Source organism: Pseudoflavonifractor intestinihominis (assembly GCF_040096055.1).
Taxonomy (GTDB): Bacteria; Bacillota; Clostridia; order Oscillospirales; family Oscillospiraceae; genus Pseudoflavonifractor; species Pseudoflavonifractor intestinihominis.
In genome coordinates this window covers 40,121-63,943 of record NZ_JBBMFK010000003.1, presented here as the reverse complement: position 1 = coordinate 63,943, position 23,823 = coordinate 40,121, and the positions used below count along the sequence as shown (strand labels likewise).

Genomic DNA, 23,823 nt, shown 5'->3' with positions numbered 1-23,823 from the left:
GGTTATGCAGACGAAAAACATTATGATCGTGGGTGTGGGCGGCCAGGGCACCCTGCTGGCCAGCAAGCTGCTGGGCCGCCTGCTGCTGGACCAGGGCTATGACGTGAAGGTGTCCGAGGTCCACGGCATGAGCCAGCGTGGCGGCAGCGTGGTCACCTACGTGCGCTACGGCGACAGGGTCTATTCCCCCGTCATCGACAAGGGGGAGGCCGACTTCATCGTGTCCTTTGAGCTGCTGGAGGCCGCCCGGTGGATGGAGTTCCTCCGGCCCGACGGGCGCATCATCACCAACACCCAGCAGGTCAACCCCATGCCGGTCATCACCGGCGCGGCGGAGTATCCCCAGGACCTGGTGGCCAAGATGACCGCCGCCGGGGCCAAAGTGGACGCCATGGACGCCCTGGCCCTGGCCGAGCAGGCGGGGAGCAGCAAGGCGGTGAACCTGGTGCTCATGGGGCGGCTGAGCCAGTACTTTGACCTTTCAGAGGAGGCCTGGCAGCAGGCCATTACCCGGAGCGTGCCGGAGAAATTCCTGGAGATGAACCGGATGGCCTTCCATCTGGGCAGAAATTCCTGAGGGACGGGGGCGGAGCGTGTAATGGAACGGTATTATCAGAAGGAGATCGAGTGCGCCAGCCGGGAGCAGATCCGCGCCTGGCAGGACGAGCGCCTGGTGAAGCAGGTACACAACGTGTGGGACAACGTGCCCTACTACCGGAAGAAGATGGAGGAGAAGGGGCTGACCCCGGCGGACATCAAGGGCGTGGACGACCTGCACAAGCTGCCCTTTGTCAGCAAGGCCGACCTGCGGGAGGCCTACCCCTACGGCCTGGTGGCCCGGCCTCTGAAGGACTGCGTGCGCATCCAGTCCACCTCGGGCACCACCGGCAAGCGGGTGGTGGCATTCTACACCCAGCACGACATCGACCTGTGGGAGGACTGCTGCGCCCGGGCCATCGTGGCCGCCGGCGGCACCAATGAGGACGTGTGCCAGGTGTCCTACGGCTACGGCCTGTTCACCGGCGGACCCGGCCTCAACGGCGGCAGCCACAAGGTGGGCTGCCTGACCATCCCCACCTCCTCGGGCAACACCGAGCGGCAGATCATGTTCATCCGGGACCTGAGCGCCACCATCCTCTGCTGCACCCCCTCTTACGCCGCCTATCTGGGCGAGACCATGAAGGAGATGGGGCTCACCCCCGAGGAGATCCCTCTGAAGGCGGGCATCTTCGGCGCCGAGGCCTGGAGCGAGGAGATGCGCCAGGACATCCAGAAGACCCTGGGCATCAAGGCCTACGACATCTACGGCCTCACCGAGCTGTCCGGCCCCGGCGTGGCCTTTGAGTGCTCCGCCCAGACCGGCATGCACATCAACGAGGACCACTTCATCGCCGAGATCATCGACCCGGACACCGGGGAGGTGCTCCCCGAGGGGAGCAAGGGCGAGCTGGTGTTCACCTCCATCACCAAGGAGGCATTTCCCCTCCTGCGCTACCGCACCCGGGACATCTGCGTGCTCCACCACGAGGACTGCCCCTGCGGCCGCACCCATGTGAAGATGAGCAAGCCCATGGGCCGCAGCGACGACATGCTCATCGTCAAGGGCGTCAACGTGTTCCCGTCCCAGATCGAGACGGTGCTCCTGGGCCAGAGCTTCGCGCCCAACTACCAGATCATCGTGGACCGGGTCAACAACACCGACACCATGGAGGTGCTGGTGGAGATGACCCCGGAGATGTTCTCCGACCAGCTCAGCCAGGTGGCCGAGAAGGAGAAGCAGGTGGTGGCCGCCCTGAAGGCCATGCTGGGCATCTACGCCAAGGTCCGCCTGGTGGCCCCCAAGTCCATCCAGCGCAGCGAGGGCAAGGCGGTCCGCGTCATCGACAAGCGGAAGATTTAAGAGAGGAGCTGGCGCATCATGACCATCCAACAGATTTCCGTGTTCCTGGAGAACCGGGCGGGACAGCTGGCGGAGATCACCACCATCCTGGCCGCCAATCAGATCAATATGCGGGCCCTCCATATCGCTGAGACCGCCGACTACGGCGTGCTGCGCATGATTGTGGACAAGCCCCAGCGGACGGCCACGCTGCTGCTGGAGCATGGGTTCATCCTGTCCATGACCCCGGTGCTGGCGGTGGTGGTACCCGACGAGCCGGGCGCCCTGGGGAAGATCCTCACCCTGCTGGCCAAGGAGAACATCGACGTGGAGTATGTCTACTCCGTGTTCGGCCAGGTCCAGGGCCGGGCCTGTATGATCTTCCGGGTGGCCGACCTGGACCGTCTGGCCGCCCTGCTGAAGGACAACGGCATGCCGCCCGCCCTCCACGGGGAGCTGGGCATCCAAGACGAACAGAAATGAGGGAACCGCTATGCAGCCCATGAGTAAAAAGACCCAGTATTTTACCGACTCGGTCATCCGCCGGATGACCCGTATTGCCATCGCCAGCGACGCCATCAACCTGGCCCAGGGCTTCCCCGACTTTGACCCGCCCAAGGCCCTGCTGGACCGTCTGGCCGAGGTGTCCCACGCCGGACCCCACCAGTACCCCATCACCATGGGGGCCCCCAACTTCCGCCGGGCCCTGGCCAAGAAGTGCAAGCGGTTCATGGGCCGGGACATCGACCCGGAGACCGAGATGGTGGTGACCATCGGTTCCACCGAGGCCATGGTGGACACCATCTTCGCCATCACCAACCCCGGCGACAAGGTGGTGCTGTTCTCCCCCTACTTTGAGAACTACCACGCCCAGGTCCTCTTTGCCGACTGCGAGCCCATCTATGTGCCCCTGGTGCCGCCTGAGTTCAACTTTGACCCCAACGTGCTGGAGGACGCTTTCAAACAGCACCCCAAGGCCATCATCATCTGCAACCCCTCCAACCCCAGCGGCAAGGTGTTCACCGAGGATGAGCTGAAGCTCATCGCCCAGCTGTGCGTCAAGTACGACGTGTACGCCATCATGGACGAGGTATACGAGCACATCGTCTACGCCCCCCACAAGCACCTGTACATGTGCAACATGCCCGGCATGTGGGAGCGGACCATCTCCTGCTCGTCCCTGTCCAAGACCTACTCCATCACCGGCTGGCGCATCGGCTACGCCCTGGCCCCCAAGCCCATCATGGACAAGATCAAGCAGTACCACGACTTCAACACCGTGGGCGCGGCGTCTCCCCTGATGGAGGCGGCCATCGCCGGGCTGGAGATGCCGGACAGCTACTATGAGGAGTTCTCCGCCCACTACGCCCACATGAAGCAGCTGTTCACCGACGGCCTGCGGAACATCGGCATTCCCTTCACCGACCCCCAGGGCACCTATTTCGTCCTGGCCGACATCGGCCCCTACCTGAAGAAGGGACAGACCGACGTGGAGTTCTGCGAGGAGATGGCCCGGAAGGTGGGTGTGGCCGCCGTGCCCGGCACCTCCTTCTTCATGGAGGACGTGCGCAACATCGTGCGGCTCCACTTCGCCAAGAAGGACGAGACCCTCAACGAGGCCCTGGACCGGCTGAGCCACATCAAGGAGAAGATGGCGTAAAGAGCAGCCGGGCTGAAAACGGAAAAGCGAACCCGGCCGGTGTGCCCCACAGGGGCACACCGGCCGGGTTTTTCTGTCCTGATACCGCGCTCAGTTCTCCTCATCCAGCGCGTAGTATTTTTTCACGTGTGCGATAAAGGTCCTGATGTGCTCGCTGAGGACCGAGTTCCGCTTCATCACGAAGTAGAAGTACCGCCGGGAGACCTGGTCGGGCAGGTCGAAGAGGAGCACCCGCTTTTCCTGCACGAAGTTGAGGGCGGCCCGCTCCGAGATGATGGAGATGCCCAGTCCGCCTGCCACTAGGTTCTTGATGGACTCCTGGTCGTTGACCCGGGCGGTGACCTTCAGTTGGTCCTCCGTGACCCCCATGCTCTCCAGGAAATACTCCGCGCTCTTTTTGCTGCCGCTGCCCTGTTCCCGGAGGATGATGGGCTCCTGGAGCAGCTCCCGCAGGGGGGACTCCTGCTCCTTCAGGGCCAGGAAACGGGGGTCCACAGGGGTGATGAGCACCATCCGGTCCCGGTAGAAGGGGATACAGGTCAGGTCCTCATGGTCGTACTTCATGCCGATCATGCCCAGGTCAAAGCTGCCGTTGAGGATGCCCTCCACCACGCCGCGGCTGTCGTTCTGGTGGATGATGAAGTAGGCCTCCGGGTGCTCCTTGCCGTAGGCGGGGAGGATCTCCGGCAGGATGTAGGCCGAGGGGATGGTGGAGGCGCCCAGCTGGATGATGCTGCTCTCGTTGGAGGACCAGCGGCGGATCAGGTTGTCCCGCAGGCTGAGGATGTTGCAGGCGCACTCGTAGAGCTCCTGGCCCCTGGGGGTCACGTCCACGCTCCGCTTGGTGCGGATGATGAGACAGGTGCCCAGCTCCTCCTCCAGGTTGCGGATGTGAGTGCTGATGGTGGGCTGGGAGAGGTAGAGCCGTGCGGCGGCCTTTGTAAAGCTGCGATACTTCACAACTGCCGTAAAGGACTGGAGCTGCTTCATGTCCATCAGCGGTTTGCCTCCCCCAGGATGGCGTCCAGGGCGTCCAGGGCCCGGTCCACTTCCGCTTCGGTGTTCCACCAGCCGAAGGAGAAACGGATGGTCCCGGCGGGGAAGGTGCCCAGGGTCTTGTGGGCGGAGGGTGCGCAGTGGAGGCCCACCCGGGTCATGATGCCGTAGGTGCTGTCCAGCTGGTAGGCCACCCCGGCCATGTCACGGCCCGGCGTCTCCACGGACACCACGCCGGTGCGGCCGTCCGTTCCGGGAAGGCCAACCGCCCGGATGGAGCGGCCCTGTTCCCGCAGGGTGTTGATGCCCGCCAGGAACCGGGCGGTGAGGCCCAGCTCGTGGGCGCGGATGGCCTCCATACCCGTCTCCTCCAGCCAGAGGAGGGCGGCCTGGAGGCCCACGATGCCGGGCAGGTTGGGGGTGCCCGGCTCAAAGCGGTCGGGCATGAAGTCGGGGACCTCCTCCGTGTGGCTGATGCTGCCGGTGCCGCCGGAGAGCAGGGGGGTGATCTGCCCCACCAGCTCGGGGTTGAGTAGGAAGCCGCCCACCCCCTGAGGCCCCAGCAGGCCCTTGTGGCCGGTGAAGGCCAGGGCGTCGATGCCCATGTCCGCCATGGACACGGGGTACACGCCGCCGGTCTGGGCGCAGTCCACGAAGAACCGCAGGCCGTGGGCCCTGCAGAAGGCCCCCACTTCCCTGAGCGGAAGCAGGGTGCCGCAGACGTTGCTGGCGTGGGTCATCACCACCGCCTTTGTGTTGGGCCGCAGGGCCCTCTCCAGCACAGCCGGGTCCAGGGTGCCGTCCGGACCGCAGGCCGCCCGGGTGAAGGACACCCCCTGCTGTTCCAGCTGCACCAGGGGGCGCATCACCGCGTTGTGCTCCATGGAGGAGGTGATGATGTGGTCGCCGGGCCTGAGAAAGCCCTTGAGCAGCACGTTCAGGCTCTCGGTGATGTTGCGGGTGAACACCACGTTCTTGCACTCCGGGCCGTCAAAGAGCCTGGAGAGCCGCTCCCGGGTGTCGTAGACCAGCTCCTCCACGTCGTAGGCCCGCTCATAGCAGCCCCGGTTGATGTTGCTGCCCACCCGGGTCATATAGTCGTACATGGCGTCAGGCACCGCCCTGGGCTTGGGGAAGGTGGTGCATGCGTTGTCAAAATAGATGGTGTCCATTCCATCCGCTCCCGTCCATACCGCGGTCCGGCCTGCCGGATGCCCCTGTTTTGACCAAAAGGGAGGACCTTCGACAGAAACGGCCTGTGAGATTTTCCATCATTCTACCACATACTTATCAAAATATCAAATAACAACTTTTAATTCATTAATAATTGATATTGGAAATCCCAACCTGCTTCCACTATACTGGACTTACCCGACAAAAAGGAGTGTGTGTGTATGGGTTTGAAGAATGGAAAGACAGAAATTTTGGTGGCAGGCCTGGCAATCGGCATCATCGCCGCGCTGCTGGTGCTCTTCGGCAACCCGCTGAACATGGGCTTCTGCATCGCCTGCTTCCTGCGGGACACCGCCGGCGCCCTGGGGCTCCACTCGGCGGCCAACGTGCAGTACATCCGGCCTGAGATTATCGGTCTGGTGCTGGGCAGCTTCCTGCTGGCCACCTTCCGCAAGGAGTTCTCCCCCAAGGGCGGCAGCGCCCCGCTGACCCGCTTTGTGCTGGGCTTCTTCGTCATGATCGGCTGCCTGATGTTCCTGGGCTGCCCCTTCCGCATGATCCTCCGTCTGGCCGGCGGCGACCTGAACGCCATTTTCGGCCTGGTGGGCTTTGTGTGCGGCATCCTGCTGGGCGTGTTCTTCCTCACCAAGGGCTACTCCCTCAAGCGGACCTATCAGCTGCCCGCCCTGGAGGGCCGTCTGCTGCCCATCATCCAGGTGGTGCTGCTGGTGCTGCTGGTGGCGGCCCCCGTGTTCATCCACTTCACCGAGGCGGGCGGCGGCCCCGGCGCCCAGCACGCCCCCATCATCCTCAGCCTGGCCGCCGGCCTCATCGTGGGCGCCGTGGCCCAGAAGACCCGCCTGTGCATGGTGGGCGGCATCCGTGACGTGGTGCTCTTCCGGGAGTGGAAGCTGCTCATCGGCTTTGTGGCCATCTTTGTCAGCGCCCTGGTGTGCAACCTGATCCTCACCGCCGCCACCGACGGCACCTACTTCAACCTGGGCTTTGCCGGCCAGCCGGTTGCCCACACCGACGGCCTGTGGAACGCCCTGGGCATGCTGCTCACCGGTTTCGGCTGCGTGCTGCTGGGCGGCTGCCCCCTGCGCCAGCTGGTGCTCTCCGGCGAGGGCAACACCGACAGCGCCATCGCCGTCATCGGCCTGGTGGCGGGCGCCGCCTTTGCCCACAACTTCGGCCTGGCCTCCAGCGGCGAGGGCCCCACGGCCAACGGCAAGATCGCCGTCATCATCGGCATCGTGGTGGTGGCCCTCATCGCCTGCTTCAACACCTTCCGCAAGGACACTGCAAAAGCGTAAGAGAGGAGAATGCACCATGAAACTGCTGGACGCGAGAGGGCTCTCCTGCCCCGAACCCGTCATGATGATCCGCAAGGCCATTGCCTCCGGGGAAAAGGCCTATCAGATGGTGGTGGACAACCCCACCGCCCGGGAGAACGTGACCCGCTACGCCGTGCAACAGGGCTACCAGGTGTCGGTGGAGGAGAAGGACGGGGAGTTCACCCTGTCCATCACCAAGTGACATGACCTACATCGCCACGTTTTACTCCCATTTTGGGGCCATGCACTTCAAAAAGCAGTGCGAGGCCCGGAAGATGACCGCCAGGATCATGCCCGTGCCCCGGGACCTGAGCAGCAGCTGCGGCACCTGCGTGCGCTACGAGGGGGAGCAGCCCTGCCCGTCGGATACCTGGAGCGACGAGGTGGAACAGGCGGTGGAGGTGACCGCCCAGGGGTACCGAACCGTGTACCGGGCGGAGAACAGCTGAAAGCGGCGGAGGCCGGAGCGCAATATGACGCTCCGGCCTCCGTTTTTGCCCGGTGGGGTGGACGGGCGGGGGAAATCCCGCTATAATGTTGCCTGCGTGACAGAAGATTTTCAGCAGACAGGTGAACCGTATGAGATGTTATTTCGCCCCCATGGAGGGCATTACAGGATATATCTTCCGCAACTGCCACAGCCGGTTTTTCCCCGGCGTGGACCGGTACTACATGCCCTTTCTCTCCCCCCGGCAGGACCACAACTTCACCCGCCGGGAGCTGGACGACATCCTTCCCGAGCACAACGAGGGCGTCCACGCCGTGCCCCAGCTGCTGACAAGGCAGCCGGAGGACTTCCTCTGGGCGGCGGGGGAGCTGGCGGCCATGGGCTACCAGGAGGTGAACCTGAACCTGGGCTGTCCCTCGGGGACGGTGACGGCCAAGGGCAAGGGCTCCGGTCTGCTGGCCCGGCGGGAGGAGCTGGAGCGGCTGCTGGACGGCATCTTTGCTGCCCCACCGGTGGCCATCTCCATCAAGACCCGGCTGGGTATGAGCGACCCGGAGGAGCTCGGCCCCCTGCTGGAGCTGTACAACCGCTACCCGGTGGCCGAGCTGACGGTTCACCCCCGCATCCGCAGCGACTTCTACAAGAAACCGGTGCGGCCGGAATACTTTGACCTGGCCGTGCGGCTGAGCCGTGCGCCCCTGTGCTACAACGGGGACGTGGTGACCCCGGCGGACTGGGCGAAGATATCGGCGCGCTGGCCGGGGGTGGAGTCGGTGATGATGGGCCGGGGTCTGGTGGCCGACCCGTCCCTGGCGGGGCGGCTGAAGGGGGAGAGGCCCGCCGGGCTGGAGACTTTGCGGGCCTTCCACAGCGAGCTGTACGAGAGCTACGCCGCGGCCTTCGGCAGCCGGCGGAACGCCATGCTGCGGATGAAGGAGGTGTGGTCCTACCTGATCCACCTCTTCGGGGACAGCCAGAAGCTGGAGCGGCGCATCCGCAAGGCGGCGGACACCGGGGAGTTCGAGTCGGCGGTGGACGAGGTGTTCCGCACCCTGCCGCTGCTGGACGCTCCGGCAGGGGAGTGGTAAGGATAAAAAGAGGGCGGGTGCGCGCAGCGCACCCGCCCTCTTCTGCGAAAGAGCTTATTTCTCGTAGTAGCGGATAAGCCCCTGGGTGCCCAGGCTGCCCAGCCCGGCGTCGTCCAGGCTGCGGCACTCGGAGAGCACCTGCTCCAGCACGGGCAGCTTGAGACCCACCGCCTGGGCCCCCTCTTCGGAGAGCACCATGTCCTTGATGAAGTGCTTCATGATGAAGCCGGGGGCAAAGTCGCCCACCGCCATCTTGGGCCCCAGGCTCTGCATCTGGAAGGATCCGGCCGCTCCGGCGGAGATAGCGGAGAGCAGCTCGTCCAGATCCAGGCCGTTGGCCCTGGCGTAGGTCAGGGCCTCGCACACGCCGGACAGGGCGCCGGCGATGGCGATCTGGTTGGCCAGCTTGGCGTGCTGGCCCGCGCCGGCGGCGCCCATGTGGACGATGATCTTGCCCATGGCCTGGAAGAAGGGGAGGCAGGCGTCAAAGTCGTCCTTGTCGCCGCCCACCAGGATGGACAGGGTGCCCGCCTTTGCGCCGGTGTCGCCGCCGGTGACCGGGGCGTCCAGGGGCCGCAGGCCCTTGGCCTTGCCCGCCTCCCAGATGCGCACGGCCAGGGCGGGGGAGCTGGTGGTCATATCCACGATAAGGGCGCCGGGCCGGACGTTGGCGATGACGCCGCCGTCGCCGAAGTAGACCTCCTCCACGTCCTTGGGGAAGCCCACGATGGAGAACACAGCCTCCGCGTCCTTGACGCACTGGGCCACCGTATCCGCCCAGACGGCGCCCTCGGCGATGACGTCCTCGCACTTGGACTTGGTGCGGCTGTATATGATGAGGGAATAGCCGGCCTTCATCAGGTTGCGCACCATGGACTTGCCCATAATTCCCACGCCGATAAACGCGATTTTCTTCATCTCGATCCGCTCCTTTCGCAGCTCTGATATCTTTATGGTAAAACAGGGGAGGGGCGCTGTCAAGGAGAAACAGAAGCGGCTGGGGGCTGCGCCGGAAAACACAGCTTTTTCCACAAAAGCGCGGCGCAACGATTGACGATAGGGAGATGCTTCGATATAATAGCAATGTAACCAGAAGCGCCGCCGTCCCGGGCGGTTTTTTTCATCTGCAAACGGGGTTTCGCGAAATTTTGGAGGTGTGTGGAATGAAAACTGTGATTACCATCGGCCGTGAATACGGTTCCGGCGGACGCCTCGTGGCCAAGCGGCTGTCCGAGGCGCTGGACATCCCCTTCTACGACAAGGAGGTCATCCAGGGCGTGGTGAAGAAGACCGGCTTTGCCGAGAACTTTGTCCGCGACGCCGAGCGCCGTCCCACCAACAGCTTTATTTACGATCTCTACTTCTCCGCCCAGTCCCTGTCCACCCAGGACCAGGTGTTCATCGCCCAGTCCGGCGTCATCAAGGACCTGGCGTCCAAGGGCGGCTGCGTCATCGTGGGCCGCTGCGCCGACTACATCCTGCGGGAGTACAAGGACCTGCTGCGGGTGTTCATCTATGCGCCCATGGAGGAGCGCATTCAGCGGGCCGTGGAGGAGTACGGCGACAAGGAGGCCAACATGGAGGCGTTTGTGGCCCGCAAGGACAAGCAGCGTGCCTCCTACTACAACTATTTCACCAGCGTCCGCTGGGGCGACCGGAAGAGCTATGATCTTTGCATCAACTCCGCCCTGGGCCTGGACACCGCCGTGGAGCTGATCCGCACGGCGGCGCTGGCCAAGGAGGGACAGGGCAAGTAATGTCAAACAGTGTACCCCAGGAGAACAAGATGGGCGTCATGCCCGTCAACCGGCTGCTGATCACCATGTCGGTGCCTATGATGCTGGCCATGCTGGTGCAGGCGCTCTACAACGTGGTGGACAGCGTATTCGTCTCACAACTCAGCGAGGACGCCCTCAACGCGGTGTCCCTGGCCTTTCCCATCCAGAACATCATGATCGCCCTGGCAGTGGGCACCGGCGTGGGCGTCAACGCGCTGCTGTCCAAGAGCCTGGGCGAGCAGGACTATGAGCGGGCCAACCGCACCGCCGAGCACGGTGTGCTGCTGGCCGCCATCACCTGCGTGGTGTTCATGGTGGCGGGCACCCTGCTGGCCCGGTCCTTCTACATGGTCCAGGTCGCCAACGAGCCCGTCATCGTGGAGTACGGCACCCAGTACATGCAGATCTGCAGCTTTTTCTCCTGCGGCATCTTTATGGAGGTCATGTTCGAGCGGCTGCTCCAGTCCACCGGCCGGACCATGTATACCATGTTCACCCAGGGCGTGGGCGCGGTGTTCAACATCATCTTCGATCCCCTGCTCATCTTCGGCATCGGCCCCTTCCCCCGGCTGGAGGTGGCCGGCGCGGCGGTGGCCACGGTCATGGGCCAGGTGGTGGCCGCTGTGATGGCCATCCTGTTCAACCACTTCCGCAACCACGACATCAAGCTGTCCCTGAAGGGCTTCCGCGTTGACGGCTGGATCATCCGCCGCATCTACATCGTGGGCGCCCCCTCCATCATCATGAACGCCATCGGCTCCCTGATGGTGTTCGGCATGAACCAGATCCTCCTCACCTTCACCAAGACGGCCACCGCCGTGCTGGGCGTGTACTTCAAGGTGCAGAGCTTTGTGTTCATGCCCGTGTTCGGCCTGAACAACGGCATGGTGCCCATCATCGCCTATAACTACGGCGCCCGCAAGAAGGACCGGCTGCTCAAGACGGTGAAGCTGGGTGTGCTGTACGCGGTGATCATCATGCTCATCGGCCTGCTGGTCATGCAGACCATCCCGGACAAGATCTTCCTCCTGTTCCAGGCCGACGAGAACATGCTGTCCATCGGTGTGCCCGCCCTGCGGATCATCAGCCTGAGCTTTGTCTTTGCCGGCTACTGCGTGGTGATCTCCGCCATGCTGCAGGCCCTGGGCGAGGGCATCCAGAGCATGATCGTGTCCATCGTCCGCCAGCTGGTGGTGCTGCTGCCCGCCGCCTGGCTGCTGGCCAAGCTGGGGGATGTGAACCTGGTGTGGTATTCCTTCCCCATCGCCGAACTGGCCTCCCTGGCCCTGAGCACCGTCTTCCTGGCGCGCACCTACCAGAAGCTGATCAAGCCCCTGGACCAGTAAAAAACCGAGAGACACCTGAGAGCCGCGGAAATGTTCCGCGGCTCTTTTCCTGCCGTGGGGGAGGGCAAATCGGTGGGACAGTGTTGGACACGCACAATTCTGGAAGGTATTGGGGGAGAGAGAAAGGGTAAAATGCACAAGTTTCTGGAAGAAGGGCATTGTCAAACAGAGGGTAAGTGTGTATACTAATGTCTGATGAATAAACTGCTCTGCGGTTTATTCGTGCGGCGCAGCCGCACAATTCTTTTCAAACGGCTCGTGTGAACCGTTTGAGGATTCAGCCATTGTTGCAGTACGTATTTCTCTCGGAGCGCATACGCGCCCTGAGAGAGGGCGTAATGATTGTTGAGATTTTCCTCCAATCTTGCGCCTAAAACAAAAACGGGGAGGTACGCTCAGTGGAGAGTTTATACAGCGTCCCGCTGGGGAAGCTTATCAGTGAATTCAATCTGGAGGTCATCCGGGGCGGCAAGGACTACGAGACCCGGGCCATCCGCACCGAGGACGTGAACCGTCCCGGCCTCCAGCTCATCGGATTTTTTGACTATTTTGACCCCAAGCGCATCCAGATGATCGGCCGCGTGGAGACCACCTACCTCACCGGCGTGACCCCCGAGGCCCGCCGGGAGTGCTTTGACAATCTTCTGGCCCGGGACATCCCCTGCCTCATCATCTCCCGGGGCATGGAGCCCTTCCCCGAGTGCATGGAGATGGCGGAGAAGTACGACCGCACCATCCTCCGCACCCAGGAGACCACGTCCACCTTCATGAGCGCGCTGATCGCCTACCTGCGCACCGAGCTCTCCCCCCGCATCACCCGCCACGGCGTGCTGGTGGAGATCTACGGCGAGGGCGTTCTGCTGCTGGGCGAGTCCGGCGTGGGCAAGAGCGAGACCGCCATTGAGCTGGTCAAGCGGGGCCACCGCCTGATCGCCGACGACGCGGTGGAGATCAAGCGGGCGGGTACCAAGCGCCTGGTGGGCACCGCCCCCGAGCTCATCCGCCACTACATCGAGCTGCGGGGTATCGGCGTCATCGACGTGCGCCGCCTGTTCGGCATGTCCGCCATCAAGGAGGAGTCGGACATCGACCTGGTGGTCAACCTGGAGCAGTGGAAGGACGGCGCCATGTACGACCGCCTGGGCCTGGAGAACCTGTACACCACCATCCTGGACGTGCAGATCCCCGCCCTCACCGTGCCGGTGAAACCGGGCCGGAATCTGGCCATTATCATCGAGGTGGCGGCCATGAACAACCGCCACAAGAAGATGGGCTATAACGCCGCCCTGGAGTTCACCAAACAGATCAACGAGCACTTTGACCAGGCCATGAGCCAGCAGCTCAAGGGCTGAAAACTGGATAGAGCGCCATTGGCAGCGGGCTGCGGAACAGAGATTCCGCAGCCCGCTGTTTTTCTGCCATGGCTGGATGATTCAGGAAAAAATCAATGGGACAAATGTCAAATTGTATAAAATAAGCGGAGAAATCCAGGGGAGAAAGAGAAAAAGTACATAAAATACGGCGACCGAAACAGGGTAAAATGCCAAAAATTTAACAACCTCCTTCCAAAGCATTGCGTTTCCCCCAAAACTGTGTTTCAATGAATCCAGAGCAATACTACGAAATGGGAAGGAGTGCGGTATGTCGCTGGAAGAGATCCGGGAACAGAACAAGCGGCTGGTGGTGGAGACGGCTCTGGAGGTCTTTACCCGCCAGGGAGCAGGGAACACCACGGTGGCGGACATCTCCCGGGCCTGCGGCCTGACGGAGCGGTCCATTTACCGCTACTACAAGACCAAGGTGGACCTGATCCAGGCGGCGGTCTATCTCTACTACGACAACATGACCCGTGAGGCCGACCGGCGGGGCCGGGAGATGTGCCGTCCGGGCATGACCGGGCTGGAGCAGATCCACCGGATGCTGCGGTTCTACTCCCACATGTACCTGGAGTACCCCGACCAGATCCGCTTCTGCGCCGACGCGGAGGTCATCCTCAGCCGGGCGGGCCGGGAGCGGGACGATGTGCACTGGCCGCCGGAGCAGTTCGAGCGGTCGGACAGCCCGCTGGTGCGGGCCATCCGCCAGGGGCTGGCCGACGGCAGCGTGTCCCCCAGGGTGGATGTGAAGAACCTGTACTACAACGCCTACGACTCCATTCTGGGCGTGATGCAGAAGATGAGCTGGAGCAGGAACCAGCTGAGCCGGGAGGAGGCCCGGGTGCGGATGGACCAGCTGTGCGACGTGTTCACCGCCGCGTTCCGGGGTGATTTTCTGACGTAACGAAAAAAATCAGGCGGGCTTTTGGGAGGAAAGATTGACGCCCTTTTTTCATACCTATAAATGTCAGAGAGACTGACAGATTAGACGTGTGCAACACAGAGACAAAGGAGGAGCAAAACATGGGCAACGCAGTCATCACCGTGGCCGGAAAGGGAGGGGTGGGAAAGACCTCCATTTCGGCCGCCATCGTGCGGCAGCTGGTGCGGGACCATCCGGAGGCCCGGATCCTGGCCATTGACGCCGACCCGGCGGTGGGCCTGGCCACGGCGCTGGCCGTGCAGGTCAAGGAGACCATCGACGACATCCGCAAGGCCATCACCGCCTCCGGCGAGGAGGACAAGAGCAAAAAGACCGCCATCGAGCTGCTGGGGGAGTCCAAGTTCCGCATTTTCGACGCCATGGTGGAGCAGGACGGCTTCGCCTTCCTGGCGGTGGGACGGCCCGAGGCGGCCGGATGCTACTGCAGCATCAACTCCTACCTGAAGGCGGTCATCAGCATGGTGTCCGACGAGTTCGACTACGTGGTCATCGACGGCGAGGCGGGCATCGAGCAGGTCAACCGCCGGGTGATGGAGCGGGTGACCCACCTGATCCTGGTGACCGACCCCAGCAAGAAGGGCACCCAGGTGATCCAGACCATCAAGAAGGTGGCCGACGAGCTGGTGATGTACAAGGCCATCGGCGTCATCATCAACCGGCTCAACGACCCCCAGGTGGCCCGCTACATCGATACGGGCGGTATCCCGGTGCTCTCCGAGATTCCCGACGACAAGAACCTGGCCCTGTGCGACGTGCAGGGGAGAAGCGTGATGGAGCTGCCGGACGACTCCAACCTGGTGCTGGGCGTGCAGCGGGCGCTGAAGGCCCTGGGCATCGCCTGACGCCGCCGGACGGAAGGAAGGTGCGATATGCGGGACTTAAAACATCTCTACTACTTTGAAAAGCTGCTGGACGACGCCAACAATGAGCTGGTGCGCCAGGCCAAGGCGGACGGCCGCCTGGCCCTGGGGTATACCTGCTACCATATGCCCGAGGTGCTGCTCAACCTGGAGGGCTGTTTCTCGGTGCGGCTGCGGGCGCCCCGCACCGGTTCCATGGAGGTGGCCACCTACTACATGTCCAACGCCACCTGCGAGTACGCCCGGGCCCTGCTGGAGCGTGGACTGGAGGGCGGCTACAAGTTCCTGGACGCCATGGCGGGCGTGGACGTGTGCGAGTGCATGAACCGGAGCATGGAGAACATGGAGCTGCTGGGGGTCAGCGACCCAGACAAGAAGGGCTTCTTCTGGTGCAACCTGGACTCCCCCTGCTCGGACAACGAGGACTGCGTGGAGCACCTGCGGGAGCAGCTGTCCCGAAAGATCCTCAAGCCCCTCCGGGAGAACTACGGCATCGACACCTCGGACCAGGCCATCCGGGACGCGGTGGACCGGCACAACGAGATCTGCCGCCTCATCACCGAGATCGGCAACTACCGCAAGCTGGACAACCCCACCATCACCGGCTACGAATTCCACATCCTGACCCTGGCCACCTACGTCTGCCCCAAGGACCTGGTGGTGGACAAACTGCGTGAGACCCTGGAGGAGCTGAAGACCAGAGAGCCTGACCCGAAGAAGCACTTCCGGGCCAAGGTGGTGGTGGTGGGCTCCGAGATCGACGACCCGGAGCTCATCAGCCTGATCGAGGACAGCGGCGCGCTGGTGGTGGCCGACCGGTTCTGCTACGGCAGCTTCCCCGGCCGCCAGGAGATCGTCCTCACCGACGACGAGGACGCCCTCACCCAGGTGTGCCGCAACTACCTCCAGACCACCCTGTGCGTGCGCCACTCGGCCCAGCACAAGGTGCAGAAGCGGCTGGACTTCGCCGCCCAGCTGGCCAAGGACTTCCACGCCGACGGCATCATCTACGAGCAGATCAAGTTCTGCACCTACTGGTCCTACGAGCGGGCCCTGGCCAGCCACATCATGCACAACGAGTACAATATCCCCACCCTGTCCATCGACCGGCCCTACATGTCCCGCACCAGCGGTCAGCTGCGCACCCGGGTGCAGGCCTTTGTGGAGAGCATCGAGATCAAGAAGATCAAGGCCAAGCGCGGCCAGGAGGTGAAGTGAGATGGCGTACAATCCCAAAACCGGAAAGGGCCTGGGCAATCTGTACTCCGCCGACCACCGGTGCACCAAGCGCCGGGAGTGGAAGGGCCTGAAGGACACTCTGTATGACTACGGCCGCTGGCTCAAGCTGCTGGGCATGCTGGGCGTCAAGCTGGGACCGGTGCTGCCCCAGTTCCTCAAGGGCCTGAAGCGGTACCGCTGGCTGGTGTCCTACATCACCACCCCCGCCTTCCTGGACCGGCACACCATCGGCCTGCGGGGCTATGAGCTGCGGTACACCCACCAGCAGTTCTACGCCGTGCTCCAGAACTCCGCCGGCATGATCCGGGACCTGCTGGAGCGGGACGAGAACCTGAACCCCAACTCCAAGAAGGCGGCGGAACTGCGGTCCAAGACCGTCATCTTCGACGAGATGATGCCCATCCAGCTGATGAACGGCTTCCCCACCCTGAAGGGCATCCCCATCCAGATGGCCCCCATCTTCGTGGTGGGCGAGGTGGACCAGCAGGCCAACATCTACTACATCGACGCGGTAGAGCACTACGGCCTGGCCTCCGACGTGTGCCCCCTGCCTGCCGCCGAGGCGGGCTGCTGCGTGGTGGACGACTACCCCAAGGTGGGCGCGGCCTACATCTCCAGCTCCATGCCCTGCGACGGCTCGGTGGCCAGCACCATGTACAGCAACCGGTACTTCAAGCTGCCCAACTACCAGGTCACCCCGCCCCAGCGCTTCAACGAGCCCGAGGTGCAGAAGTACGCGGTGAAGAACCTGTGGGGCTGCATCGAGTTCATTGAGAAGCAGTTCGGCGTCAAGTTCGACTGGAACGCCTTCTTTGAGGGCGTGAAGCGGTACAACAAGGAGTCCAACTACATGATCGAGAAGTGGGACGTGAACTGTACCGACTACCCCCAGATCTGCGGCGCCGCCCTGGCCCTCCACCGGGAGTATGAGATGCAGATCGCCAGCTCCCTGGACCCCAAGATGTGCATGTACGACGCCAAGGTCAACAAGCTGATGAAGAAGGGCTATGCCCACTCGGTGGCCATTGACGACAAGCCCCGCTACCGTGCCATCGTCTGGAGCTGCCCGGCCCACTACTACTCCAACTTCACCTACTGGGCCCAGAACTGCTGGGGCATCAAGACTCTGGTGGATATGGAGTGTATGCTGGCCTACCACCACTACGACGAGCACGACAAGGAGAAGGTGCTGGTGGACATGGCCCGGGGCTACGAGCGGATGACCATGCGCTCCCACTCCAACGGCGGCTACATCAACGCTCTGGACGAGTGCTGGAAGATGTGCGAGAAGTTCAACGCCAACATCGTGTTCATGTATAACCACGTGTCCTGCAAGAACTTCGCCGGCCTCCAGGGCCTCTTTGAGGAGCAGGCCAGAGAGCGGGGCATCCACCTGATCTGGATCGAGCACGACCTGATGGACCCGCGCACCGTGTCCCGCAAGGCCATGCGGGACCGGGTGAACCGCTACATGACCACCGTGTTCCGGGCTGAGCCCCTGGACCCCACGCTGGTGGACTATGACGACGACCTGACATGGTAAAGGGGGATACAGAGATGAAATATTTCGGCGGGTGCGACGTAGGCTCCACCTACACCAAATGCGTCATTCTGGATGAGAAGGGCAAGATGGTCAGCGACGTGACCATCCGCAGCCGCATCAACTCGGAGCTCAGCGCCAAGGAGGCTCTGGACCAGGCGGTGGCCAAGGTGGACGGCCTGTCCTCCATCGGCGACCTGACCTACCTCATCGGCACCGGCTACGGCCGCAACAAGGTGCCCCAGGCCCAGGAGAACATCTCGGAGATCTCCTGCCACGCCATGGGCGTCCACGTGGTGGACCCCACGGTGAAGGCCATCATCGACATCGGTGGCCAGGACGTGAAGGGTATCGCCATCGACCAGGACGGCACCGTCCTCAACTTCGCCATGAACGACAAGTGCGCCGCCGGTACCGGCCGCTTCTTTGAGGCCATGGCCCGGGCCTTTGAGTGTACCCTGGACGAGTTCTCCCAGCTGTCCCTGTCGGCCAAGAACGTGATCCCCATCACCGCCCAGTGCACCGTCTTTGCCGAGAGCGAGGTCATCACCCTGGTGGGCGAGGGCAAGCCCCGGGACGAGATCGCCGCCGGCATCCAGCAGTCGGTGGCAAAGCGCTGCTTCGTCATGGCCAAGAAGGCGGGCGCCAAGGACCACATCACCCTCACCGGCGGCTGCGCCAAGAACAAGGGCCTGAAGGCCGCCATTGAGAACGTGCTGCGTGTCAAGGTCATCGACCTGCCGGTGGACCCCCAGCTGATGGGCGCCCTGGGCGCCGCGGAGTACGCCCGGCAGAAGGGCTTGGAGTAAGGAGGACCGCAATATGGCCTGGTATTGGATCGTACTGATCGTCATCGCCGCCCTCTTCGTCCTGTCCTTCCTGATGTACATCACCAACGCGGACATGAAGATGGCGGAGAAGCTCTATAACAAGCTTATGGCCTACCACGATTCGAAGGATGTGGAAGAAAAGCTGTGATGAATGTCTATGACGCCGTCATTGCCGACGTGAACCGCTGCCTCGCCCCCTATACGCCCAAGACCTGGGCCGCAGATCCGGCCCGGGCGGCCAAAGAAGGGGGAAAGAACCAGCTGATCCTGGGCAGCGAGGCGGCCTACGAGCTGGGGGCCCTGTCCTGCGACAGCGTCAGCTGCCTGCTTCTCACCGAGGACGAGGGGCAGGTGCCCCGGGACGAGGTGGTGCTCTACGGCCCCGACCTGCCCGAGATCAAAGGGGACTGCAGCTTTGCCCGTATCACCATTCTCCGTACTGAGGACATCACCAAGGACGGGGAGCAGGCCGCCTTTGCCATCATCAAGGGAATCGAGACCAAGAAATACGGCGTGTACCCCGAGGGGTACATGATCCGGGCGGCCGCCTTCTCCAATCGGGAGCAGGCCCGGGTGTCCCGGAAGGCCCTGGACAAAGGGCTGACCTTCGAGCAGGTGGGCAACCTGTTCATCCGGCAGTACCGCCGCAGCCGGTTTGTCAAGGCGGTGAAGGTGATCTTCATCACACTGCCCCAGGCCCCCTATCGGGACCTGGACGACCTGGCCACAAAGACCGGCAAGATCACCGGCGCCCTCAACCACATCCTGGACGATGTGGACATGGACTGCAAGGCCTGCGAGTGGAAGCCGGTGTGCGACGAGGTGGAAGGCCTGAAGGAGATGCACGGAATCCGGCGCCGCCGGGGCAGCTGAGCCCGCAGCGCCATACAAGGAGGTACTTTGGCTTTGAGCGAACTGAGAACGGACGCGCCCATCCAGGAGCTGTGCGACCACTTCGGCGACTGGTTTGAGGGAGGCGTGAAGAACTGCGCGGGCAACGCGGCCCGCATGACCAAGGAGCTCTACCCCTATACGTCCATCTTTTCCCCCATCCGGGTCAACCGCATGACCATCAAGAACCGGGTGGTCATGGCACCCATGGGCAACCTGATGATGTGCGAGGAGTACGGGCGGCCCAGCGAGAAGATGATCCGCTACTTTGTGGCCCGTGCCAAAGGCGGCGTGGGCCTCATCACCTCCGGCCTCATCCCCATCAGCGACAAGATCGACCCCACCATCACCGAGGTGGGGGGCAAGGTGATGATGCCCCGCATCAGCCCCGCCCGCACCCTCATGTCGGGCTGGCGGGACCTGGCCCAGCAGTGCCATGGGTACGGCAGCCGCTTCTTCATCCAGCTGACCCCCGGCCTGGGCCGTGTGGGCCCGCCCACCTGCCTGGTGCAGCAGACCAAGTTCCCCGTGTCTGCCTCCTTCAACAGGAATTTCTACATCCCCGAGCTGCCCTGCCTCCGCCTCTCCGACCGGAAGCTGACCCGTATCATCAAGAACGCGGGCCAGGCGGCGGCGGACGCCAAGGCCTGCCTCATTGACGGCGTGTACCTCCACGGCCACGAGGGCTATCTGCTGGAGCAGATGACCAACCGGGCCTTCAACCGCCGCAAGCTGGGCAAGTACGCCGACTGGCAGCGCTTCGGCCTGGACATGGTGAAGGAGATCCGCCGCCGGGTGGGGCCCAACTACCCCATCATGTACCGCATCGACCTGTCTCTGGCCCTCAACGAGACCTACGGCGGCCGGATGGACCAGGTGGCCTCCCTGAAGAAGTTCAAGAACGGCCGCAGCGTGGCCGAGACCCTGGACTACATGGAGAACCTGGTGAAGGCGGGCGTGGACCTCTTCGACGTGGACATCGGCTGCTACGACAACTGGTGGCTGCCCCATCCCCCTGCCGGGATGCCGGCGGGCTGCTTCCTGCCCGTGTCCCGCATCGTGAAGGAGCACTTCGCCAAAAAGGGCATCCGCTCCAACGCGGGCGTAGAGGTGCCGGTGGTGGCCGTGGGCAAGCTGGGCTACCCCGACGTGTCCGAGCGGGCCCTGCGTAGCGGCGACTGCGACATGGTCATGCTGGGCCGGCCTCTGCTGGCCGACCCGGAGTGGTGCAACAAGGCCTACGAGGGCCGGGTGGAGGATATCTGTCCCTGCATCGGCTGTCAGGAGGGCTGCGTCAACGAGTTTGTGGAGGGCGGCCACATCCAGTGCGCCGTCAACGCCCGCACCGGCTTTGAGGACAGTCTGCCTCAGCACGGACCTGAGCCGGAGAAGAAAAAGAAGATCGCCGTAGTGGGCGGCGGCCCGGCGGGCATCATGTTCGCCGTGGAGGCCGCCAAGCGGGGCCACACCGTGGAGCTGCTGGAGAAGAGCGGCAAGCTGGGCGGCCGGGTGGTGCCCGGCAGCGTGCCGGCGGTGAAGTTCGACTTCAAGAACTATCTGGACTGGCTCAACGAGCAGGTGCGCCAGGCCCAGCAGCTGCCCAATTTCACCCTGCGGCTGAGCACGCCGGTCACGACGGAGTGGCTGACGGAGCAGAAGTTCGACACCATCGTCTTTGCCGTGGGCACCAAGAACGCCTGCCCGCCCATCCCCGGCCTGGACAAGGTGAAGGCCGTCCAGGCGGTGGATCTGCTGGTGGACCCCAGTCTGCTGGGAGATGCCAAGAAGGTGGTGGTGGCCGGCGGCGGCGTGGTGGGCTGCGAGACGGCCTACTGGCTGCGGTATGAGCAGGGCCGGGAGGTCAAGGTGGTGGAGATGCTGCCCAACTTCATGCAGGGCGTGTGCACCGCCAACCGGGGCCACCTGCTGCACTACATGGAGAAGGCGGGGGTGGAGCTGTACAACTGCGCCAAGGTCACCGCCTTTGAGCCGGGCAAGATCCACATCAGCCGCAACGTGTCCAAGGGCGCCCCCGACCCCTACAACACCTGGCAGCCCCTGCTGCCCGAGAACATCCCCAACCCGCTGGCGCCCAAGCTGGGCCCCGAGACCAGGGAGATGGTGCTGGATGTGGACCTGGTGGTGCTGGCCATGGGCGGCCGCCCGGATGACGCCGCCTACTACGAGGCCCTGGCGGCCAATGCCGCCCCGGAGATCTACAACATCGGCGACAGCTTCGCCGGCGGCCGGGTGCTGGAGGCAAACCGCGCGGCCTTCCGCCTGGCGGAAGAGGTATAAATCCGCCGGCGCGTGAGAATACTTGAAACAGGACGGCCCTTGTCCCCCGACCAGGCGGGACAGGGGCCGTTTTTTCCGGATCGGGTCACAGAGAAATTGGGCACGGGCACAAAAAATTTTTTCTTGTCACGGGCACGGCATGCCGCTATAATAAAAATGTTGTTTCATAAAAATGTGAAAAAAGATTGGAAACAATTCATAAGATGAAACATATGGAACGATTGGGACGAAACATCCAGGTGACAGGAGGAAATCTGCCATGTGTGGTATTGTAGGATATATAGGAAGGGAAGAGGCCGCCCCCATTCTGCTGGACGGCCTGAGCCGGCTGGAGTACCGGGGCTACGACTCGGCGGGCATCGCGGTGTGGTCCCAGACCGAGGGGCTCCAGGTAGCCAAGGCCAAGGGCCGGCTCAAGGTGCTCTCCGAGATGGTGGACGGCGGCGCGGCCATCCACGGCACCGTGGGTCTGGGCCACACCCGCTGGGCCACCCACGGCGCGCCCTCTGACGTAAACTCCCACCCCCAGGTCAGCCAGAGCGGCCACATCGCCGTGGTCCACAACGGCATCATCGAGAACTATGTGGAGATCAAGGAATTTCTCCAGTCCAAGGGGGTGGAGTTCGTCTCCCAGACCGACACCGAGGTGGTGGCCCAGCTGCTGGAGTACTACTACCGGGGCGACATTCTGGAGGCCCTCACCAAGGTGCTCCACCGCATCAACGGCGCCTACGCCCTGGGCGTCATCTGCTCCGACTGCCCCGACCGGCTCATCGCCGCCCGGAAGGACAGCCCCCTGATCCTGGGTCTGGGGGAGGGCTTCAACTTCCTGGCCAGCGACGTGACCGCCGTCATCAAGTACACCCGGGACGTGTACTACCTGGACGACGGGGAGATCGCCGTGCTCACCGCCGACGGCATCCAGGTCTACAACCACCCCTACCTCCAGCCGGTGCACAAGGAGAAGCACCACGTGGACTGGGAGATCTCCGCCGCGGAGAAGGGCGGCTACGAGCACTTCATGTTCAAGGAGATCATGGAACAGCCCAAGGCCTTCCGGGACACCATCTCCCCCCGGATCCAGGACGGCCGTGTGGTGCTGGAGGGCCTGAACCTGACGGCGGAGGACCTGAAGGCCCTGGACAAGATCTACGTCATCGCCTGCGGCTCCTCCTACCACGTGGGCATGGCCGCCAAGTACACCCTGGAGCGGCTGCTCCGCAAGCCGGTGGAGGTGACCCTGGCCTCTGAGTTCCGGTACTGCGACCCCATCGTCACCCCCAGGACCCTGGCCCTGGTCATCTCCCAGTCGGGCGAGACCATCGACACCCTGGCCGCCATGCGGGAGGCCCGCAGGCTGGGGGCCCGGCTGCTGTCCATCGTCAATGTGGTGGGCTCCACCATCGCCCGTGAGAGCGACGATGTGCTCTACACCTGGGCCGGACCGGAGATCGCCGTGGCCACCACCAAGGCCTACTCCACCCAGCTGGCGGTGATCTACCTGATCGGCCTGTGCTTTGCCGACCTGATGGGCACCATCACCCCGGAGGAGTACGCCGCTGTGGTGGAGGAGCTCCAGAACATCCCCGACAAGATGGAGGAGATCCTCTCCCACCGGGAGGATATCCAGTATTTCGCCTCCATCTACTTCAACCACCCCTCCATCTTCTTCATCGGCCGCAACATCGACTACGCCGTGGGCCTGGAGGGCTCCCTCAAGCTCAAGGAGATCTCCTATATCCACTCGGAGGCCTACGCCGCCGGCGAGCTCAAGCACGGCACCATCTCCCTCATCGAGCCGGGCACCCTGGTGGTGGCTCTGGCCAGCTACGGCAAGCTCTTCGAGAAGCTGATGAGCAACGTGGTGGAGGTGAAGAGCCGGGGCGCCGATGTGCTGGGCGTGACCACCGCGTCTCTGGAGGAGGAGATGGCCAAGACCGTGGACCACGCCATCGCCGTGCCCGACACCCACCCCATGCTGCTGCCCTCCCTGGACGTGGTGCCTCTCCAGCTCTTCGCCTACTACGTGGCCCTCATGCGCGGCTGCGACATCGATAAGCCCCGGAACCTGGCCAAGTCGGTAACGGTGGAATAAGCTTCACGCCACAAAAAAGCGGAGCCGCACACGCGGCTCCGCTTCT

Annotated in this window: 23 protein-coding genes; 20 read left to right on the top strand and 3 right to left on the bottom strand. The window is 63.4% G+C overall.

The features are described from left to right. Positions 1–4 precede the first annotated feature (4 nt). The 4 genes from WMO64_RS02640 to WMO64_RS02625 are packed head-to-tail and all read left to right on the top strand — an operon-like array spanning position 5 to position 3,539. Entirely contained in the window at positions 5–577 is a 573-nt protein-coding gene (locus tag WMO64_RS02640; protein ID WP_294522555.1) for an indolepyruvate oxidoreductase subunit beta, read from the top strand. Positions 578–598: 21 nt separating this feature from the next. Then, a complete protein-coding gene (locus WMO64_RS02635) occupies positions 599–1,900 on the top strand; it encodes a phenylacetate--CoA ligase family protein (protein WP_349230913.1) in 1,302 nt (433 codons plus the stop codon). Between the two features lie 18 nt (positions 1,901–1,918). Beyond that, positions 1,919–2,362 (top strand): ACT domain-containing protein, encoded by a 444-nt coding sequence (locus WMO64_RS02630; protein ID WP_294521752.1) that lies wholly within the window; start codon positions 1,919–1,921, stop codon positions 2,360–2,362. Positions 2,363–2,372: 10 nt separating this feature from the next. Then, positions 2,373–3,539 carry a pyridoxal phosphate-dependent aminotransferase gene (locus tag WMO64_RS02625; RefSeq protein WP_349230912.1) on the top strand — a complete coding sequence of 389 codons (1,167 nt, stop codon included), beginning with the start codon at positions 2,373–2,375 and terminating at the stop codon, positions 3,537–3,539. Between the two features lie 90 nt (positions 3,540–3,629). Here the strand turns inward: WMO64_RS02625 and WMO64_RS02620 are convergent, their stop codons facing one another. Beyond that, positions 3,630–4,535 (bottom strand): selenium metabolism-associated LysR family transcriptional regulator, encoded by a 906-nt coding sequence (locus tag WMO64_RS02620; RefSeq protein ID WP_349230911.1) that lies wholly within the window; start codon positions 4,533–4,535, stop codon positions 3,630–3,632. Then, positions 4,535–5,707: an aminotransferase class V-fold PLP-dependent enzyme gene (locus WMO64_RS02615; protein ID WP_349230910.1), complete on the bottom strand. Its 1,173-nt coding sequence runs from the start codon at positions 5,705–5,707 to the stop codon at positions 4,535–4,537. Before WMO64_RS02615 ends, WMO64_RS02620 begins: the two co-directional genes overlap by 1 nt. Positions 5,708–5,929: 222 nt before the next feature. Here WMO64_RS02615 and yedE point away from each other — a divergent pair, with 222 nt between their 5' ends. From yedE to WMO64_RS02595, 4 genes are all read left to right on the top strand, one after another. Continuing rightward, positions 5,930–7,024, top strand: a complete 1,095-nt coding sequence (gene yedE / locus WMO64_RS02610; RefSeq protein WP_349230909.1) for a YedE family putative selenium transporter — start codon at positions 5,930–5,932, stop codon at positions 7,022–7,024. Positions 7,025–7,040: 16 nt separating this feature from the next. After that, positions 7,041–7,247 (top strand): sulfurtransferase TusA family protein, encoded by a 207-nt coding sequence (locus WMO64_RS02605; protein WP_349230908.1) that lies wholly within the window; start codon positions 7,041–7,043, stop codon positions 7,245–7,247. A gap of 1 nt (position 7,248) precedes the next feature. Continuing rightward, complete coding sequence (locus WMO64_RS02600) at positions 7,249–7,494, top strand: putative Se/S carrier protein (protein ID WP_006575205.1); 246 nt, start codon at positions 7,249–7,251, stop codon at positions 7,492–7,494. Positions 7,495–7,624: 130 nt separating this feature from the next. Continuing rightward, complete coding sequence (locus WMO64_RS02595) at positions 7,625–8,581, top strand: tRNA dihydrouridine synthase (RefSeq protein WP_349230907.1); 957 nt, start codon at positions 7,625–7,627, stop codon at positions 8,579–8,581. Between the two features lie 54 nt (positions 8,582–8,635). Here WMO64_RS02595 and WMO64_RS02590 read toward each other — a convergent pair whose 3' ends face one another. Next, positions 8,636–9,499, bottom strand: coding sequence for an NAD(P)-dependent oxidoreductase (locus WMO64_RS02590; protein ID WP_349230906.1), 864 nt, complete (start codon positions 9,497–9,499; stop codon positions 8,636–8,638). A 245-nt stretch (positions 9,500–9,744) separates the two neighbouring features. Between WMO64_RS02590 and WMO64_RS02585 the strand changes: the two genes are divergently transcribed. The 12 genes from WMO64_RS02585 to glmS all read left to right on the top strand — a co-directional run bounded on the left by WMO64_RS02585 (position 9,745) and on the right by glmS (position 23,777). Beyond that, on the top strand, positions 9,745–10,338 hold the full coding sequence (locus WMO64_RS02585) for a cytidylate kinase-like family protein (protein WP_349230905.1): 594 nt from the start codon (positions 9,745–9,747) through the stop codon (positions 10,336–10,338). Next, positions 10,338–11,705 (top strand): MATE family efflux transporter, encoded by a 1,368-nt coding sequence (locus WMO64_RS02580; RefSeq protein ID WP_349230904.1) that lies wholly within the window; start codon positions 10,338–10,340, stop codon positions 11,703–11,705. Before WMO64_RS02585 ends, WMO64_RS02580 begins: the two co-directional genes overlap by 1 nt. A 398-nt stretch (positions 11,706–12,103) precedes the next feature. Continuing rightward, a complete protein-coding gene (gene hprK, locus WMO64_RS02575; RefSeq protein ID WP_294521711.1) occupies positions 12,104–13,057 on the top strand; it encodes an HPr(Ser) kinase/phosphatase in 954 nt (317 codons plus the stop codon). A 289-nt stretch (positions 13,058–13,346) separates the two neighbouring features. After that, positions 13,347–13,985 (top strand): TetR/AcrR family transcriptional regulator, encoded by a 639-nt coding sequence (locus WMO64_RS02570; protein ID WP_294521709.1) that lies wholly within the window; start codon positions 13,347–13,349, stop codon positions 13,983–13,985. 119 nt (positions 13,986–14,104) lie between these two features. After that, a complete protein-coding gene (locus WMO64_RS02565; protein ID WP_294521707.1) occupies positions 14,105–14,866 on the top strand; it encodes an ATP-binding protein in 762 nt (253 codons plus the stop codon). A 27-nt stretch (positions 14,867–14,893) separates the two neighbouring features. Next, entirely contained in the window at positions 14,894–16,102 is a 1,209-nt protein-coding gene (locus WMO64_RS02560; protein ID WP_349230903.1) for a 2-hydroxyacyl-CoA dehydratase family protein, read from the top strand. Between the two features lies 1 nt (position 16,103). Next, on the top strand, positions 16,104–17,666 hold the full coding sequence (locus tag WMO64_RS02555) for a 2-hydroxyacyl-CoA dehydratase family protein (protein WP_294521702.1): 1,563 nt from the start codon (positions 16,104–16,106) through the stop codon (positions 17,664–17,666). Positions 17,667–17,680: 14 nt separating this feature from the next. Further along, the gene (locus tag WMO64_RS02550; RefSeq protein WP_294521700.1) at positions 17,681–18,472 is read left to right on the top strand and encodes an acyl-CoA dehydratase activase; all 792 of its coding nucleotides are present in this window, start codon (positions 17,681–17,683) and stop codon (positions 18,470–18,472) included. Between the two features lie 13 nt (positions 18,473–18,485). Further along, positions 18,486–18,641, top strand: a complete 156-nt coding sequence (locus WMO64_RS02545; RefSeq protein ID WP_294521698.1) for a hypothetical protein — start codon at positions 18,486–18,488, stop codon at positions 18,639–18,641. Next, complete coding sequence (locus tag WMO64_RS02540) at positions 18,638–19,366, top strand: hypothetical protein (protein WP_349230902.1); 729 nt, start codon at positions 18,638–18,640, stop codon at positions 19,364–19,366. Before WMO64_RS02545 ends, WMO64_RS02540 begins: the two co-directional genes overlap by 4 nt. Positions 19,367–19,399: 33 nt before the next feature. Continuing rightward, entirely contained in the window at positions 19,400–21,682 is a 2,283-nt protein-coding gene (locus WMO64_RS02535) for an oxidoreductase (protein WP_349230901.1), read from the top strand. Positions 21,683–21,941: 259 nt separating this feature from the next. Further along, entirely contained in the window at positions 21,942–23,777 is a 1,836-nt protein-coding gene (glmS, locus tag WMO64_RS02530; protein WP_349230900.1) for a glutamine--fructose-6-phosphate transaminase (isomerizing), read from the top strand. The last annotated feature ends 46 nt before the right edge of the window (positions 23,778–23,823 follow it).